The 14,849-nt window shown below is 37.2% G+C and carries 17 protein-coding genes; 14 read left to right on the top strand and 3 right to left on the bottom strand.

Annotation, left to right across the window (positions count from 1 at the left end):
• Window positions 1-38 precede the first annotated feature (38 nt).
• The gene (locus tag AC1Z3K_RS04350; protein WP_426081309.1) at window positions 39-1,511 is read left to right on the top strand and encodes an AAA family ATPase; all 1,473 of its coding nucleotides are present in this window, start codon (window positions 39-41) and stop codon (window positions 1,509-1,511) included.
• The gene (locus tag AC1Z3K_RS04355; protein ID WP_426081310.1) at window positions 1,511-2,467 is read left to right on the top strand and encodes a hypothetical protein; all 957 of its coding nucleotides are present in this window, start codon (window positions 1,511-1,513) and stop codon (window positions 2,465-2,467) included. Before AC1Z3K_RS04350 ends, AC1Z3K_RS04355 begins: the two co-directional genes overlap by 1 nt.
• Window positions 2,468-2,567: 100 nt before the next feature.
• Here the strand turns inward: AC1Z3K_RS04355 and AC1Z3K_RS04360 are convergent, their stop codons facing one another.
• A complete protein-coding gene (locus tag AC1Z3K_RS04360) occupies window positions 2,568-2,918 on the bottom strand; it encodes a hypothetical protein (RefSeq protein WP_461731965.1) in 351 nt (116 codons plus the stop codon).
• A gap of 590 nt (window positions 2,919-3,508) precedes the next feature.
• Here AC1Z3K_RS04360 and AC1Z3K_RS04365 point away from each other — a divergent pair.
• Window positions 3,509-3,703, top strand: coding sequence for a hypothetical protein (locus tag AC1Z3K_RS04365; protein WP_426080931.1), 195 nt, complete (start codon window positions 3,509-3,511; stop codon window positions 3,701-3,703).
• Window positions 3,704-4,218: 515 nt separating this feature from the next.
• On the opposite strand, the gene gloA2 is transcribed toward AC1Z3K_RS04365, so the two are convergent.
• Complete coding sequence (gloA2, locus tag AC1Z3K_RS04370) at window positions 4,219-4,599, bottom strand: SMU1112c/YaeR family gloxylase I-like metalloprotein (protein ID WP_461731966.1); 381 nt, start codon at window positions 4,597-4,599, stop codon at window positions 4,219-4,221.
• 148 nt (window positions 4,600-4,747) lie between these two features.
• Between gloA2 and AC1Z3K_RS04375 the strand changes: the two genes are divergently transcribed.
• The gene (locus AC1Z3K_RS04375) at window positions 4,748-5,152 is read left to right on the top strand and encodes a pyridoxamine 5'-phosphate oxidase family protein (RefSeq protein ID WP_461731967.1); all 405 of its coding nucleotides are present in this window, start codon (window positions 4,748-4,750) and stop codon (window positions 5,150-5,152) included.
• Between the two features lie 400 nt (window positions 5,153-5,552).
• Here the strand turns inward: AC1Z3K_RS04375 and AC1Z3K_RS04380 are convergent, their stop codons facing one another.
• Entirely contained in the window at window positions 5,553-6,368 is an 816-nt protein-coding gene (locus tag AC1Z3K_RS04380; protein ID WP_461731968.1) for a metallophosphoesterase, read from the bottom strand.
• A 385-nt stretch (window positions 6,369-6,753) separates the two neighbouring features.
• Between AC1Z3K_RS04380 and AC1Z3K_RS04385 the strand changes: the two genes are divergently transcribed.
• From AC1Z3K_RS04385 to argR, 10 genes are all read left to right on the top strand, one after another.
• On the top strand, window positions 6,754-7,818 hold the full coding sequence (locus AC1Z3K_RS04385) for a M24 family metallopeptidase (protein ID WP_461731969.1): 1,065 nt from the start codon (window positions 6,754-6,756) through the stop codon (window positions 7,816-7,818).
• A gap of 335 nt (window positions 7,819-8,153) precedes the next feature.
• On the top strand, window positions 8,154-8,711 hold the full coding sequence (gene efp, locus AC1Z3K_RS04390; protein WP_426080926.1) for an elongation factor P: 558 nt from the start codon (window positions 8,154-8,156) through the stop codon (window positions 8,709-8,711).
• A gap of 18 nt (window positions 8,712-8,729) precedes the next feature.
• Window positions 8,730-9,158 (top strand): Asp23/Gls24 family envelope stress response protein, encoded by a 429-nt coding sequence (locus AC1Z3K_RS04395; protein ID WP_461731970.1) that lies wholly within the window; start codon window positions 8,730-8,732, stop codon window positions 9,156-9,158.
• The gene (gene nusB / locus AC1Z3K_RS04400; protein WP_461731971.1) at window positions 9,151-9,597 is read left to right on the top strand and encodes a transcription antitermination factor NusB; all 447 of its coding nucleotides are present in this window, start codon (window positions 9,151-9,153) and stop codon (window positions 9,595-9,597) included. Before AC1Z3K_RS04395 ends, nusB begins: the two co-directional genes overlap by 8 nt.
• Window positions 9,598-9,815: 218 nt before the next feature.
• Window positions 9,816-10,661, top strand: coding sequence for a bifunctional methylenetetrahydrofolate dehydrogenase/methenyltetrahydrofolate cyclohydrolase (locus tag AC1Z3K_RS04405; protein ID WP_426080923.1), 846 nt, complete (start codon window positions 9,816-9,818; stop codon window positions 10,659-10,661).
• A 9-nt stretch (window positions 10,662-10,670) separates the two neighbouring features.
• Window positions 10,671-12,017 (top strand): exodeoxyribonuclease VII large subunit, encoded by a 1,347-nt coding sequence (gene xseA, locus AC1Z3K_RS04410; RefSeq protein WP_461731972.1) that lies wholly within the window; start codon window positions 10,671-10,673, stop codon window positions 12,015-12,017.
• Between the two features lies 1 nt (window position 12,018).
• On the top strand, window positions 12,019-12,252 hold the full coding sequence (locus tag AC1Z3K_RS04415) for an exodeoxyribonuclease VII small subunit (RefSeq protein ID WP_426080921.1): 234 nt from the start codon (window positions 12,019-12,021) through the stop codon (window positions 12,250-12,252).
• Window positions 12,249-13,139 (top strand): polyprenyl synthetase family protein, encoded by an 891-nt coding sequence (locus AC1Z3K_RS04420; protein WP_461731973.1) that lies wholly within the window; start codon window positions 12,249-12,251, stop codon window positions 13,137-13,139. Before AC1Z3K_RS04415 ends, AC1Z3K_RS04420 begins: the two co-directional genes overlap by 4 nt.
• 13 nt (window positions 13,140-13,152) lie before the next feature.
• Complete coding sequence (locus AC1Z3K_RS04425) at window positions 13,153-13,974, top strand: TlyA family RNA methyltransferase (protein WP_426080919.1); 822 nt, start codon at window positions 13,153-13,155, stop codon at window positions 13,972-13,974.
• 402 nt (window positions 13,975-14,376) lie between these two features.
• Window positions 14,377-14,826, top strand: a complete 450-nt coding sequence (gene argR / locus AC1Z3K_RS04430) for an arginine repressor (RefSeq protein ID WP_426080918.1) — start codon at window positions 14,377-14,379, stop codon at window positions 14,824-14,826.
• Window positions 14,827-14,849: the final 23 nt, after the last annotated feature.

Consider the following 14,849-nt stretch of genomic DNA (forward strand, 5'->3'; position numbering starts at 1 on the left):
TATAGGATTAGAATGATAGAAAGAAAGGAAATGTGTAGATGTTAAAAAACGTTGATATAAAAAATCTTTTTGGAGAAAAAAATGTTCATTTACAAATGGATAAGAACATTCTAATTATTACAGGAGATAATGGAAATGGTAAGACAACTATTTTGAATATTCTCTACAGTATCTTAGTGGGTGATATAAACGATTTATTCGATTTCGATTTCAAAACAGTAGATATAACATTTAAAAAAGAATATGAGTTGTTAGAAAAAATAACTGTTAAATGTGAAAAGAAAGCACCTTTTAAAAGTCTTTCTATTAAATATTATATGGAAGACAGAGAGGACATTTTATTTGTTTTTTCAAAAATGAATTCTTTTGATGAAAACCAAATCGCGTTATTACGTATAGAAGCTAATCAAAAAGTTTGGGACTTTGAGATGGAGGATTCACCGCTATATTTCGATACAGTCGAACAACTAAGTGATGTTGTTGACGGAATAGGAATGTTTGATATCTGGGATGTGCTACAAAAAATAAAAGAGTCAATTCTATATTTTCCAACATACAGGAGAGTGGATATAGATATGGAGGCGTATTTGGGATATCCAATAGAATCTATATTAGGACCGCATAATCATCAAAATCCCTATTCTATTGAAAGAAAAAGACCAAGAAATCGCAGGGTGGTTGGTATTTCTAATGACGACATAGTAAATAATTTGGAAACATACACACAAGAAATAAATGAGTTTGTATCAGAAAATTTAGATGACTTATTGAAAAGTTTTGTAAAAGAAGTTATAAAAATTATTATGGATAGCGATGGGACCATAGAATTGTTTCGATCTGCTCCAGAACGAGGAATTTTTGATATGTTGGCTAATTTAAATTCTACATTGGAATTGAAAATAGATGAAGATGCTATTCATAGTTTTTCAGTGGATTATCAAGAAAAGAATAATGAAGCAAGGGAAATAATGAAGGAATTGAAAGAAAAAAATCAAACTATAGAAGATGTAGATTTAGATGATATTGAAGTGAAAAGACTCATTTTTAGGCTAATGGACTTGCAAGATACTGGAACAACTTATCTATCTGTACTTGAAAGTCTGTATCAAAATTACCAAAATAGACTCACTAATAAGTTAAAAAATTACAAATATATATCTGATAATATATCTAAATTTAGCAATGGGAAATTGAGTTTGGATAGACATAAAAATAATGAATTTACAATTAGAAAAAACGGAAATAAAATAAATTTTGGGAAGCTTTCAACTGGAGAAAAACAATTATTTACTTTTTTCGTATACTGCGCACTCCATTTGCCAACCGATGAACCTTCTTTAGTCATTATAGATGAACCTGAACTATCGTTACATCCCAAATGGCAAAACACACTTCTCAATAGTCTAACAGAAAAGAGTAACATTTCAATACTAACGGCTACTCACTCACCATATGTTATTAATAAGTCTTTAAAGTCCAGTGTGTTTAAATTAGTGGAGGAACAGTTTTGATGAGTAAGCATGAAAATTTAATTCAAGAAGGAAGTTCTATACCACGAACTTTGGAAATTGATGAAATAGGCTTGGAATTTTTTGATATTCCTATTTCTCAAAATATTCTTTTAGTTGAAGGTGCAGATGATGAGACAGTTATTGAGACATATTACAGGTTATTATCAAAAACTCCGCCCTTTGAAATTAGAAGAGCATCAATACTGGATGAAGATATTGTTTTCGATGGTAAAAGAAATGCTATAGAAAGTTATAATAATATGAAAGATAAATTTGGAGTCAATATAAAAGTATTACTTGATAGGGACTATGATTTTCTCTTAAATGATAATTTAGTAGATGAAAATGTATTTTATTACGATTATTTCGAATTAGAAAATTATTTGTTTGATGATGAAATTTTTGAACAATTTCTAGTTTGTTCTTACCCAAAAAGAGAAAAGTATGAACTGAATGATATTTTGCAAAAAATTAATCAATTTGATATAAATGAAAACTTTATATACTTGTATCATCTTAATATATTTCGAGAACTTCATTTTAAGGGAGATACTAATACGAAATTGATTAAACCTCAAGAATATGCATTATTTTGTTCTAAAATAAATATAGAGCCTATAATAAATGGGAAGATACCAGAAGCAGTTGGTCGAACAATAGACGAGAGGTTGATTAATTACATTACTTCCAATTTAGATAAGATACAACAAAATCTTTTTCCAAATATAGTCTCAGAGGTATGCTCTCAATGTTTATTGCCCACAAATATTTTTGAACTATTTAGGTATTACTACAAAGGTAAAATTGTAAACAAAAGTGTTGAAGCAATATTTTCCATAGTTCTAAATTCAAAGTTAAAATGTATAGCTTCAGTAAAAGAGATTCTTTATAGACAATGGATACCAAAGTCAGAAAAATTCAATTTAAAATTAAAAATGATAGAAGAGTCTTTTTGATATCATTCTACTTGAGCTGAGGATACAGATAATAAAAATAATAAAGAAGGCTGATTTTTCAACCTTCTTTATTATTTTTTCAACTCCCGTTGCACCTCTTTTAGTCATTTTTGGCTTCCTCCATTATCTTTTTTAATTCTGTTAATGTTGTATCACGCTTTATTTCCTTTGTTGAAAAATCAGATAACTTATTCACTTTCTTAAAGAAATATTTAGTCACTTTTTCTTCAATCGTTAATTCAAAAATATGAAAGTGATCAGCTTGTTCAATAGGGAATGCAGTGATGTAATCCCGTGTACTTCTAGAGTTAAACGTCCAGATGTTATATACAATATTATCAATAAAAACTGGATTAGCCGATAATTTCCGAAACGGTTTTACATTCTTCTTATAGAAATACTGATAAGCAGAAGTTACTTCTTTTAAATGAACTGTTTTTACATATCTCATAACTATCACCTTGAAAAATATTATACGAACTCTTGTTCGTTTTGTCTAGCATGAGATATTTCACGAAATGAAAATAAAAAATATGTAATCTCGCAGCGCCTTTTTACCTACGTTTTTACCTACGTTTTCATTTATTCAGATTGAAACAGATTGATAGTCATTTACCAATAAGGCCAGTTATGACAGTATTATTTCGTATAATTTAAACAGATTTATACATATCAGATGTTTATCCAGTAGCTAACTAATAATATGCTGCAGCCCTTTTTTAAAAGGTCTGCAGTTTTTTATTTATTATGTAGATTAAGCTAAGTAAATAGGAGTGGCAGCCAAGTAACTGATGAAGAGGTAAAAATACGATGAAACAAGCTGTTTAAATAGTTCTATAGCTGAATGTAGCCCGCTTTAATAATTAAGAAAAGGGCATATTTTTATGAATAAACAGCTTAAATTTTTGAAGTTTCTATTATATTGGAAAAATATTTATTAATATGTCTAAGTTTGCTTCAAATGATGGAATCGAGAAAGGCAAAAGGATTGATTTTAAAAGAAAAAATGTGTATGCTCAAAAAAAGTAAGGAGGGATGTACATGTATGCGGTAAAGGTTTTCCATGGTTACATCTGTCATGACGGACATCGAACACGAAATAAAGAAGCGGCTCGAGTCTTTCAGGACATTAGTCAGGCAGAAAAATTTGCAAAAACTATCGGCGGACGAGTGAAGGAGCTAGTGAATACTGTTGAAAAATCGAATGTACAAGAAAGTATCTCAAATAAATCTTAAGCGAGTGAAAGCTCATCTAAATGAAAAGTTCCTTTAAGGCTAAGACATTCTTAATCTAAGAAATGTCTTGGTCTTTTTTATTTACATACACAGAAACTTTTTCAGAGTACTTAGAATTTGGTTGAAACTCAAAATTTTATGATATTATAATGTTAAAAAACTACTTTAATTTTGCTATATTTTTATTGAAAGCGCAGTCATGAAGTGGGAGATGCAAAAGGGGATGTATTAACAGCCTCAGCTTAGAGCCTGGATTTTACTGATGTAGGAATTTCGGTTATTGAACTTGATAAAGAAATGACATTCAAATTATATCTAAATATTGTCTTTCTCCGTATTGCAGAGAAATAGCTTTCTTCGTTTTTTTAACTTAAGAACAGAGAAGGTTGGAAAAAAGTGCCCCGTTCCGGGAAAAAAGCCGGAACGGGGCACTTTTGAAAGGTTGTTTTTTAGATTGGAATGTAGCTGACTTTGAGTGCCTTCCGGTCATTTTCTCTCATGCTAAGAGCAGCCGATTATTCATGGATTTCTAAAGGCAGACCATCTGGGTCAAAGAAGAAGGTCATCTTTTCTCCAGTAAAGTCGTCTATCCGAATAGGCTCGCAGAGAACGCCATGATTCGACAAATAAGCACATACAGCCTCTACATCATCTACTTTGAATGCTAAATGGCGCAAGCCTAATGCTTCAGGATAAGAAGGACGCTTTGGAAAGACGTCGCTGATAAATATCTCCAGCTCATACAATCCCAGCTTAAGGTCTAGTTTTATATCATTTTTCTCTGCTCTAATATTCTCCCGAATGATTGAGAAGCCAAGAATATCAACATAAAAATCTTTTGTTTTTTGATAATTAGAAGCATTAACAGCAATATGGTGAATTTTTTGGAAAAACATGAATGAATCCTCCTGAATCGGCATTTTTACAGAACATATCAATTATAGCAAAAGGTTGATACAATGATAAATAAAAGAGATATTTTTTATTATTGGTAAATTATTGGTATAATGAAAATATGTAAGGATTCTGAGGAGGGATAGCTTCATGGAGCTTCACGATCGTATCAACCATTTGCTAAGTTCAAGTACTGTCTTCTTAATTGCTTCGATTGACTACAGAGGGTTTCCATCAGTTATAACAGTCTCTAGACCGTTGTGGCGGGAAGGACTGCTGAAAATGCGTTTTTATCTTGATGGCGACGGGGAAACCGTTCAGAATCTGCTGCGCAATCCTAATGGGGCTGTTTGCTGCTATCAAGAGCTGGAGTATGAGAGTATGTCGTTGAAAGGAAGATTCTCGGTTGAGTATTTAGAGTCACTAAAGGATATTGAACACGAGTTAAGTGATTACCAAAGAGAACTTAAACATGAAAAACCAGTAATAGTTACCTTTGAAACGTGGACAGCGAAGATTCATTCTGAAAAACATACTCAGGAGATTATTGTCTGATTTGCTTTTTTAATTGGAAACTGTAATTTAAACAACTGAAAACAGCTAGCGTATGAACCGACCTCCAAAAGATAGACCGAAAAACCTAACTTTTGGAGGTCGGTATATTTATAGCTAAATCTAGCTTTAAATTCAAATTGATAATTGTTCAAGAATATCCTGAAGGGCAAGAGGGGAGCTTTTATCTTGCCAAAGAACACAGAATCAAAGCACATAAACAGATACAAGATTGAAGTAACACCAATCGAAAAATTGGTGGAATTCCTCTTCTCCAAATAAAAGGACTTGAAACAAAAACAGAAATTTTCTGATAATCGTTCCAAGTCTTACGAGTTCATTCAATTTTTTGTTCTACTATCATAATTTGGGATAAAACCAATTTTTTAGCCCTATTGCACCTTTAGATATATAGTTGAAAAAAAGAAATTTGCGGAGGGACCCTAAATCTAACCGGAATGGCAGTTGTACCTAGACCTGTATTGACATAGAGCTTTGTATTTTCCCCTAAGCTGTAAAAACCGCTGATATATTTTTCTGCTAGCCGAGTATTTACTGGTAAGAAGGGAATTCGTACCTGTCCGCCATGACTGTGTCCGCTCAGGACAAGAGAGGCACCGTAAGCGGCAGCAGGCTCAGTGACATCAGGCTCATGGCTGAGCAGGATAGTGTAGTCATCGCTAGTTTGTCCGTTAAACGCCGCTTCCATCGACGGTGCACCGAAAAGAGAGTCGTCGATTCCTGCTAAATATAAGCTGCTGTTTCCTTCGACGGGCAGTCTGACACCTTCATTTTCCAGTAGTTGAAAACCACTGTTAGCCATAACCGCTGCATAAACAGAAGCAGCGCCGCCGCCATAATCATGGTTGCCCCAAACAGCAAACTTACCCATAGGAGCTTGGATGCTATTCAAAAGCTCGATTGTCTCATCTACCGGACCATAAGCAGCAAAGTTATCAAATAAATCTCCAGTAAATACAACGATATCAGGTTCTTGTTCATTAACTTTTTCAACGATTTTTTTTAGTTGGTCAGTTGGATAGCTTTTTTGAAGGTGGATATCTGAAATCTGTAATAGCTTTACTGCGGTTTGGCTATTGCTGCTGCCTAAGGTATGGCGGTCAACTGTCAACATTTTTGGTTCTATAAAAAAGGCATAAAACGCCAGAGCAATTCCAGTTATGGTTAATGCGAAAAATCCTATAATCATTTTTTTCATCAGTCACCAGCTTTCTGATAGATTTGTACATAGAGTATACCGAAGAAATCTCGTTCATATGTAGATAAGCAAAAATCTTTAAACTAAATTAGAAAAGATATAGTTTTCAATAAATGAGGGGTTGTCTTAATTTTTCAGCTATTATTTAGCTGGAAAATTTTTTTAGGAAGTCCGACCTGCCTGTACGCGGAATAGCTGTTTTAATTCCTTCTATTATATACCGAAACGAGTAAGCCTATAGGTGTGTTTTTTTCTGTATTGCGTGTAGAAAGTAAAGAATACGGAAAGATAGTTTCACGGAACTTATATAGTTAATCAGTTGTTTCACAGATGAACTTTGTTATAATGTAAAGAAGCAACTAATCAAGGAAAGAAGGAACAATTGATGATGATAAGAGTGAATAAGCTGAGACAAGAAATGAAAAAAAATAATATTTCAGCATTTTTAGTAACTAGTGAATATAATCTGCGCTACTTAACGAATTTTACTGGAACTACAGGATTAGCGGTCATCACGTTGGACAAGGCATTTTTCATTACTGATTTTCGTTATACAGAACAAGCGGGACAGCAGGCTCAAGGATTCGAAATTATTAAAAATACTGGTCCGATTTTTGATGAGGTAATGAAGCTGGCTGAAGCTGAAAAGCTTGAGAATATTGCGTTTGAAGAAATGTTTGTCAGCTTTGCGGAGTATAGCGTGCTTGAAGAGATATTACCTTGTGATATGATTCCAGTTGCAGGAATGATTGAAGCATTAAGAGAAATCAAGGATGCAGAAGAAATCGCGATTATCGAAAAAGCTTGTGCCATTGCAGATTCAGCTTTTGAACACATTCTTAAAGTAATTAAACCTGGTATGTCGGAAATTGAAATAGCAAACCAGCTGGATTTTTATATGCGCTCATTAGGAGCATCCGGTGTTTCTTTTGAAACGATTGTAGCCAGCGGACTGCGTTCAGCAATGCCGCATGGTGTTGCCAGTGAAAAACTAATTGAAAAAGGCGACTTTGTGACTATCGATTTTGGCTGCTATTATCAGGGCTACGTTTCTGATATGACAAGAACATTTTCAGTAGGAGAGCCAGCACCAAAATTGAAAGAAATATATCAAGTTGTTTTGGAAGCGCAGTTGAAGGTTTTAGAAGCCGCAAAGCCGGGGCTTACCGGAATTCAGCTTGATGCAGTGGCACGTGATCATATTGCCTCTTACGGTTATGGTGATGCGTTTGGACACAGTACTGGTCATGGTATTGGTTTAGAAATACATGAAGGACCAAATGTTTCCTTTAAGGCAGAAAAACAGTTTGTCCCAGGAAATGTAATCACAGACGAACCGGGAATCTATCTGCCGGGAATCGGCGGTGTTCGGATTGAAGATGATTTGCTGATTACAGAAGAAGGAAATCGTGTTTTGACCCATTCACCAAAAGAGTTGATTATTTTATAAGGACTGCTTGATTTCCAGTTGGCTATAGTTGAAAACAGTTTGGAAAGACTGGCGGTTTGTTTTTCTTGTTCAAAATAGAGCAATTAGCTTGGTGGAATCTTCGCTTTTCTGGTGGCGTAAGCAACTGTTTAATGGTACACTAGGAACGTGTAAAAAGTCTGTCTTTTATGTATAAATCCTGCTAAATAGACGAGCTGATTCTTTTAACTCTTTGTATATTGCTGAAAGTAGAGGCGTATACAAATCGAGACCGGCTGATTCCTATTATGGAGATTTTCATAAGATTTATATAGAAATAACAGTACCTGCTGTATATAAGATAGAGGGGGAAACAAATGATTTCTGTGAATGATTTCAAAACGGGACTGACAATTGAAGTGGATGGCGCGATTTGGCGTGTTGTTGATTTTCAACATGTGAAACCTGGAAAAGGAGCTGCGTTTGTTCGTTCTAAATTAAAGAATCTTAGAACAGGCGGCGTTCAGGAAAAAACATTCCGGGCTGGCGAGAAGGTGGCAAAGGCTCAAATAGACAACCGCAAAATGCAGTATTTGTATGAGAGCGGTGGAAGCCATGTATTTATGGATTTGGAAACCTATGAGCAGATTGAAATTCCAGAAGAGCAAATTCAGGATGAGCTGAAATATATGCTGGAAAATATGGAATTGAACATCATTATGTTTGGCTCGGAGATTCTAGGTGTTGATTTACCAAATACAGTTACATTGGAAGTAGCTTCGACAGATCCGAATATCAAGGGAGATACTTCTTCCGGCGGTTCAAAACCGGCAACAATGGAAACTGGCGCAGTAGTCAATGTACCCTTTTTTGTCAATCAGGGAGATCGCCTGATTGTCAATACAGCAGATGGAACATACGTATCGAGAGCGTAAAGAAAAGGAGAACTTATCATGGCTGATGAAAAAAATCTTATTATCAACAATACAAGCGACGCACTTGGAGAAATTGTGATTGCTCCAGAGGTGATTGAAGTAATCATTGGGATAGCAACTTCCAAGGTGGACGGCGTTTATGGCATGAGAGGAACCTTTGCCAATAACGTAAACGAATTTCTAGGGCGTGCGGCTCATGGAAAAGGTGTTTACTTAAATAATGATGAAGACGGCCTAAAGGTAGATATTTACTGCTACCTGAATTATGGCGTATCTGTCCCCAAAGTGGCTTTGGAAATGCAGGAACGGGTAAAACAACAAGTGCTGTTCATGACAGATATCGATTTAGCTGAAGTCAATATCCATGTAGTTGCTGTTGTTCCGGAAAAGCTTCCAGAACCGGATTTCTCTGAACTTTTCCCAGAGGACGGAGAAGACAATGAGTAAAGAGGCGTTTACTCGTCACGAGATTAGAGAAAAAGCATTACAGGCGTTATTTCCGCTGGATTTCAATAGTGATTTGACTAAGCAGGATGCGATCACACATGCATTGGAACTGGACCATGGCGAAATAGTCAGTGAAGATGGAGAAGAATTTGTTCCGGTATATTTGGATGTCTTAGTTGGTGGCGTCTGTGACAAAAAAGCTGAGATGGACCAGATGATTGAAGCTCACTTAGGCAAAGGCTGGATAATTAACCGGATTGCTAAAATGGATTTAGTCATTATGCGGATTGCTATTTTTGAAATGCTGTACGTCAGTGATGTACCGAACACTGTTGCGTTGAATGAAGCAATTGAATTAACAAAGAAATATAGCGATGATCATTCAAGAAAATTCGTCAATGGCGTATTGTCGAATATCATGAAGGAAATAAGCGAATAAAGAACGGTAGATTCGGAACAGCAACAGGGTTCCGGATCTTTTTTTGTTAATTGAAGCGAACCGAGTGTCAGCTGCAGCCTGACTTATTTTGAGCACAGGCCACTTTTTATAGACGGCTATTTCGTTCATTTATTGTGAAAGCTTTATTTCTTATAGTGTAATGTAAGGGAAAATTATGCTAGAATAAAAGCATTGGAAAAATGATAGGGAGTGGCAGGATGGGACAATTAATTAATGGCAGAGAGCTGGCAGACAAGCTGCAGGCTGAAATGAAGGAAGAAGTTACCCGTTTACGAGAAGAGGGCATCCGTCCTGGGTTAGTTGTACTATTAGTTGGAGAAAACCAAGCAAGTCAGACCTATGTTAAAAATAAAGATTTAGCAGCTGAGCGCATTGGTATTTATTCGAAAGTAGAGCGTTTGCCGGAATCAATCAGTGAAAACGAATTGCTAGAACGAATTGCCTATTACAATCAATCGGCTGATTTTCATGGGATTTTAGTTCAGCTGCCGCTTCCGGCTCACATAGATGAAGAGAAGGTGTTGTTGGCGATTGATCCGGCAAAGGATGTAGATGGCTTTCATCCGATGAATCTAGGTCATTTATTTGTAGGAAATCCAGTGATGATTCCTTGTACGCCTTACGGTATTATGAAAATGTTTGAAGCATATAATATTAATCTTGAAGGAAAAAGAGCAGTTATTATCGGCAGAAGCAACATTGTAGGGAAACCTATGGCACAGCTGTTGTTAATGAAAAATGCGACAGTAACAATTGCTCATTCGAAAACAAAAAATCTTCCAGAGCTGGCAAAAGAAGCGGATATTTTAGTAGTGGCTATCGGCAGAGGTCACTTTGTGACAAAGGAGTTTGTGAAAGACGGCGCAGTAGTCATTGATGTTGGAATGAACCGTGATGAAAACGGCAAGCTTATCGGGGATGTAAAATTTGATGAAGTTGAGCCGTTAGCTAGCTTTATTACACCAGTTCCTAAAGGTGTAGGTCCGATGACGATTACGATGCTGATGTATCAGACAATTGAGGCCGCAAAAAAGTTGAAATAGGTGAATAGGATGAATCAGCAGTATTTAACAGTCACTGCCTTAACAAAATATTTAAAGCGTAAATTTGATGCAGACCCTTATTTAGGCAGAGTATACTTGACTGGAGAAATTTCTAATTTCCGGCTGCGGGCAAATGCCCACCAGTATTTCAGTTTGAAGGACGACAAGGCGAAGATTTCAGCAATTATGTTTAAATCAGCTTTTCAAAAACTAAAATTCCAGCCCAAAGAGGGGATGAAGGTTCTTGTTGTCGGTCGGATTTCATTATATGAAAATGGCGGTTCGTATCAGATTTATATTGAGCATATGGAGCCTGATGGTGTAGGAGCTTTGTATCAGGCACTTGCAGAGCTAAAAGAAAAGCTGGCAAAGGAAGGGCTTTTCAATGGAGTCAAGCAGCCGTTAGTTCGATATCCCAAGCGAATTGCAGTTATCACAAGTCCAAGCGGAGCTGTTATTAGGGATATCATAACGACCGTAAAAAGAAGATATCCTATTGCTCAGCTTGTGCTTTTCCCAACCTTGGTTCAAGGAGATCAGGCAGCTTCGGATATTGTAAAAAATATTCAAAAGGTAGAAGAATTAGGAAATTTTGATACGATAATCATCGGCCGGGGCGGTGGTTCAATTGAAGATTTATGGCCGTTCAATGAAGAGCAGGTTGCCCGGGCAATCTATCAGGCAAAGACACCAGTTATATCCTCAGTAGGACATGAAACAGACGTAACCATTGCTGATTTAGTTGCGGATGTCCGGGCGGCTACGCCAACCGCTGCGGCAGAACTGGCTGTTCCTGTACTATCTGAAGAGCTGTTGCGAATCAGGGAGAAGCAGAATCGTCTGGAGCAGGCATTTCTTTATCTTCTGCAGCAAAAAACAGATCGCTATACTCGTTTGAAAAATTCTTATGTTTTTCTTCAACCGGATCGTTTGTATGAAGGACAGAAAATCAAACTGGACCAGACAACCCAGCGTCTGGTGCAGGGCATGCAGACTATCTATCATGAAACCTATCAAGAGGCGCAGCGGATTATTAGTCGTCTGGAGCAGCAAAATCTTTCCGGGAGACTTAGAGAAGGTCGGCAGCAGCTGACTTTTATTGACCAGCGGTTGAAGGATCGGATGGAACAATACATGGAAAACAGACAGCAGCGGCTTCTTTCAGCTATTCAGCAGCTTGACCTGCTAAGCCCGTTGAAAATCATGGGCCGCGGCTACAGCTATACCACCAAAGAAGAGAACGTCGTCAAATCAGCACAAGAGCTGCAGACTGAGGAGCAGATTACAGTGCACTATATCGACGGAACGGTCCAGGCGACAGTGACGTCTATCGAATTGAAAGAAGAGGAGCAGTGAAATGCCTAAAAAGAATGAACCAACATTTGAAGAATCGCTAAATGAATTGGAAGAAATTGTTCAGCGCTTAGAACGGGGAGATGTTCCTCTTGAGGAAGCGCTGGACGCTTTTCAAAAGGGAATGGTTTTAAGTAAAAAATGTCAGGATACATTAGAAAAAGCTGAAACTACATTGACAAAAATGATGACAGAAAGCAATGAAGAAGTTGCTTTTGAAGCGAGTGAGAGCGAATGACGGTATACAACAACTTTTATTCGGTTCAAGTTCCTCTCATTGAACAGGAAATGATTGATTTTCTTGAAGAGCACACATCAAATAGCTATCTAAAAGAGAGTATGCTGTACTCTATTCAAGCTGGAGGAAAGCGCCTGCGACCTTTGCTGGTTCTAGCTACAGTCCTTTCTTTTGGCAGAGAGCTGGAGAAAAAGGACTATCAAACAGCTGCGGCATTGGAAATGATTCATACTTATTCGCTGATTCATGATGACCTTCCAGCGATGGACGATGATGATTTGCGCAGAGGTAAGCCGACAAATCATAAGGTTTATGGAGAAGCTCATGGGATTTTGGCAGGAGATGGTTTGCTGACTGCTGCTTTTCAACTGCTTAGTCTTAGTCAGATGGAGATGAACGAAAAGGTTTTGTTGCTGCAGCTGTTAACAAAAGCTGCTGGTACTGAAGGAATGGTTGCAGGACAAGCAGGAGATCTTCAGGGAGAGCAGCGTTCATTGAGCCTGGAGCAGCTGATGGATGTTCACAAAAAGAAGACAGGTGCATTAATTGAGTTTGCGCTATTAGCAGGTGGTATTTTATCGGAACAGGTAGAAGAAATTGTGGGGCTTCTTGGTGAATTTGCTCAGCATTTGGGATTAGCTTTTCAAATTAGAGACGACTTGCTGGATGTAATCAGCTCAGAAGAAGAGCTGGGAAAACAGGTAGGCAGAGATGAAACGCTGAATAAAAGCACGTATCCGGGGTTGTTGGGCGTTGAAGGAGCAAAGACTGCGTTTGAAGAGCAAATGGCTTCCGCTGAGTCGAAGCTGCTTGAGGTTCAAAAAAATAATGATGAATTTCAGCCTGAGCTGTTGAAAGAAATTTTGAAGCAGCTGGCGCTTCAATGAGGGAGACGAACACATGAAAAAGGAACGTGTAGATGTTCTGGCATTTAATCAGGGCTTGTTTGAAACGAGAGAAAAAGCGAAGCGGAGTGTTATGGCTGGCTTAGTATATAATGAAAAGAATGAGCGGCTTGATAAGCCGGGAGAAAAAATAGCTGTTGAAACAAAGCTGCAGATTAAAGGGCAGACATTGCCTTATGTTTCCCGAGGCGGCCTGAAGCTGGAAAAAGCATTAAAGGTTTTTGACATCGATGTGAATGGGAAGGTGATGCTTGATATTGGCTCATCTACTGGCGGATTCACGGATGTTGCTTTGCAAAATGGTGCCAAGATGAGCTATGCACTGGATGTAGGCTATAATCAGCTTGCGTGGAAAATTAGGCAGGATGAACGGGTAGTAGTGATGGAGCGAACCAATTTCCGTTATAGCAAACCTGAGGACTTTACTCATGGACAGCCTGAAGTTGCAACGATTGATGTCTCCTTTATTTCTTTGCGACTGATTCTGCCGCCGCTGCATGAGATTTTAACAGCGGGTGGAGATGTCGTAGCATTGATTAAGCCGCAGTTTGAAGCAGGGAAAGAACAGGTTGGGAAAAAGGGCATCGTCCGTGACCCGGCTGTTCATAAATCAGTGTTGGAGGATATTTTGAACTTTGCTGCTAGTAATCGCTATGAAGTAGCAGCTTTGGATTTTTCGCCAATTACTGGGGGAGAAGGAAATATCGAATTTCTCGTTCACCTTGTTTCAAGTGACGAAGTTGGAGGATCTCTATCAATTGATACGATTAATCAAATCGTCGAACAGGCACATCAGGAATTAAAGAATAAAGAATAGAATAGCAGAATATGAGAACTGGAAAGGGTTGTTTCAATCACTTCCAGCTTTTTTATACAAAGAGAGTCTGAAAGACTGTGGACAAGAAATTTTAAAGAGTATATAAAGTCTGAAAAAAGAATGAGCTGTAGTGAAGCTCTTTTGAGCATTCTCTGCTAGAATATCTAATAGTTTTAATTGGCGAATAAGAGTCAGAATGTATGCCACTTACTTTTCTATTTAACCGTAAATATCTCAAATAATAAAAGACGGATGTTTTGAAACGGGTAAGTACGACAGATAAACGTATAATGGATGAATAAATATGTAATAAAAAGCAGAAATTAATTTTTTATTACTTTAAAAATGGGTAGAAATACGCTATGATGAAATGGAAATGAACCTGAAAAGGAGTAAATTACTATGAGAAAGAAAGACCGGCATAGATTAATCACCCGTTTGCTCTCGGACAATGATATTCAAAAGCAGGAAGATTTTGTTGCTTTGCTAAATGAAAAAGGCGTGGAGGTAACACAAGCAACCATTTCAAGAGATATTAAAGAGATGAAGCTGATTAAGATACCTTCGGTAGATGGCGGCTACCGTTATAGCATTCCTATGGAAACAAATGAAGATACCGCTCATAAGCTGAACAAGCTGATGAAGGAAGCTTTTGTTTCTGTGGATCAAATGGAAAAATTTGTTGTATTACATACGATTCCCGGGAACGCCAAAGCGTCTGCTGACTTAATCGAAAAGCAATATAAAGAACAGCTTTTTTCAACGATTTGTGACGATGACAGTATTTTAATGATTACACGTACAGAAGCTGCCGCTGTTTTTTTAAGAGATGAGTTTTTTAACTATTTATAAACAATGAATTAGAGGTGAAGTAG

This window comes from Enterococcus sp. LJL128 (assembly GCF_056924295.1).

Excerpts from the sequence above, each read along its gene's own strand:
- AC1Z3K_RS04350 (WP_426081309.1), top strand. The coding sequence starts at position 39 with ATGTTAAAAAACGTTGATATAAAAAATCTTTTTGGAGAAAAAAATGTT.
- AC1Z3K_RS04355 (WP_426081310.1), top strand. The coding sequence starts at position 1,511 with ATGAGTAAGCATGAAAATTTAATTCAAGAAGGAAGTTCTATACCACGA.
- AC1Z3K_RS04360 (WP_461731965.1), bottom strand. The coding sequence starts at position 2,918 with ATGAGATATGTAAAAACAGTTCATTTAAAAGAAGTAACTTCTGCTTAT.
- AC1Z3K_RS04365 (WP_426080931.1), top strand. The coding sequence starts at position 3,509 with ATGTATGCGGTAAAGGTTTTCCATGGTTACATCTGTCATGACGGACAT.
- gloA2 (WP_461731966.1), bottom strand. The coding sequence starts at position 4,599 with ATGTTTTTCCAAAAAATTCACCATATTGCTGTTAATGCTTCTAATTAT.
- AC1Z3K_RS04375 (WP_461731967.1), top strand. The coding sequence starts at position 4,748 with ATGGAGCTTCACGATCGTATCAACCATTTGCTAAGTTCAAGTACTGTC.
- AC1Z3K_RS04380 (WP_461731968.1), bottom strand. The coding sequence starts at position 6,368 with ATGAAAAAAATGATTATAGGATTTTTCGCATTAACCATAACTGGAATT.
- AC1Z3K_RS04385 (WP_461731969.1), top strand. The coding sequence starts at position 6,754 with ATGATGATAAGAGTGAATAAGCTGAGACAAGAAATGAAAAAAAATAAT.
- efp (WP_426080926.1), top strand. The coding sequence starts at position 8,154 with ATGATTTCTGTGAATGATTTCAAAACGGGACTGACAATTGAAGTGGAT.
- AC1Z3K_RS04395 (WP_461731970.1), top strand. The coding sequence starts at position 8,730 with ATGGCTGATGAAAAAAATCTTATTATCAACAATACAAGCGACGCACTT.
- nusB (WP_461731971.1), top strand. The coding sequence starts at position 9,151 with ATGAGTAAAGAGGCGTTTACTCGTCACGAGATTAGAGAAAAAGCATTA.
- AC1Z3K_RS04405 (WP_426080923.1), top strand. The coding sequence starts at position 9,816 with ATGGGACAATTAATTAATGGCAGAGAGCTGGCAGACAAGCTGCAGGCT.
- xseA (WP_461731972.1), top strand. The coding sequence starts at position 10,671 with ATGAATCAGCAGTATTTAACAGTCACTGCCTTAACAAAATATTTAAAG.
- AC1Z3K_RS04415 (WP_426080921.1), top strand. The coding sequence starts at position 12,019 with ATGCCTAAAAAGAATGAACCAACATTTGAAGAATCGCTAAATGAATTG.
- AC1Z3K_RS04420 (WP_461731973.1), top strand. The coding sequence starts at position 12,249 with ATGACGGTATACAACAACTTTTATTCGGTTCAAGTTCCTCTCATTGAA.
- AC1Z3K_RS04425 (WP_426080919.1), top strand. The coding sequence starts at position 13,153 with ATGAAAAAGGAACGTGTAGATGTTCTGGCATTTAATCAGGGCTTGTTT.
- argR (WP_426080918.1), top strand. The coding sequence starts at position 14,377 with ATGAGAAAGAAAGACCGGCATAGATTAATCACCCGTTTGCTCTCGGAC.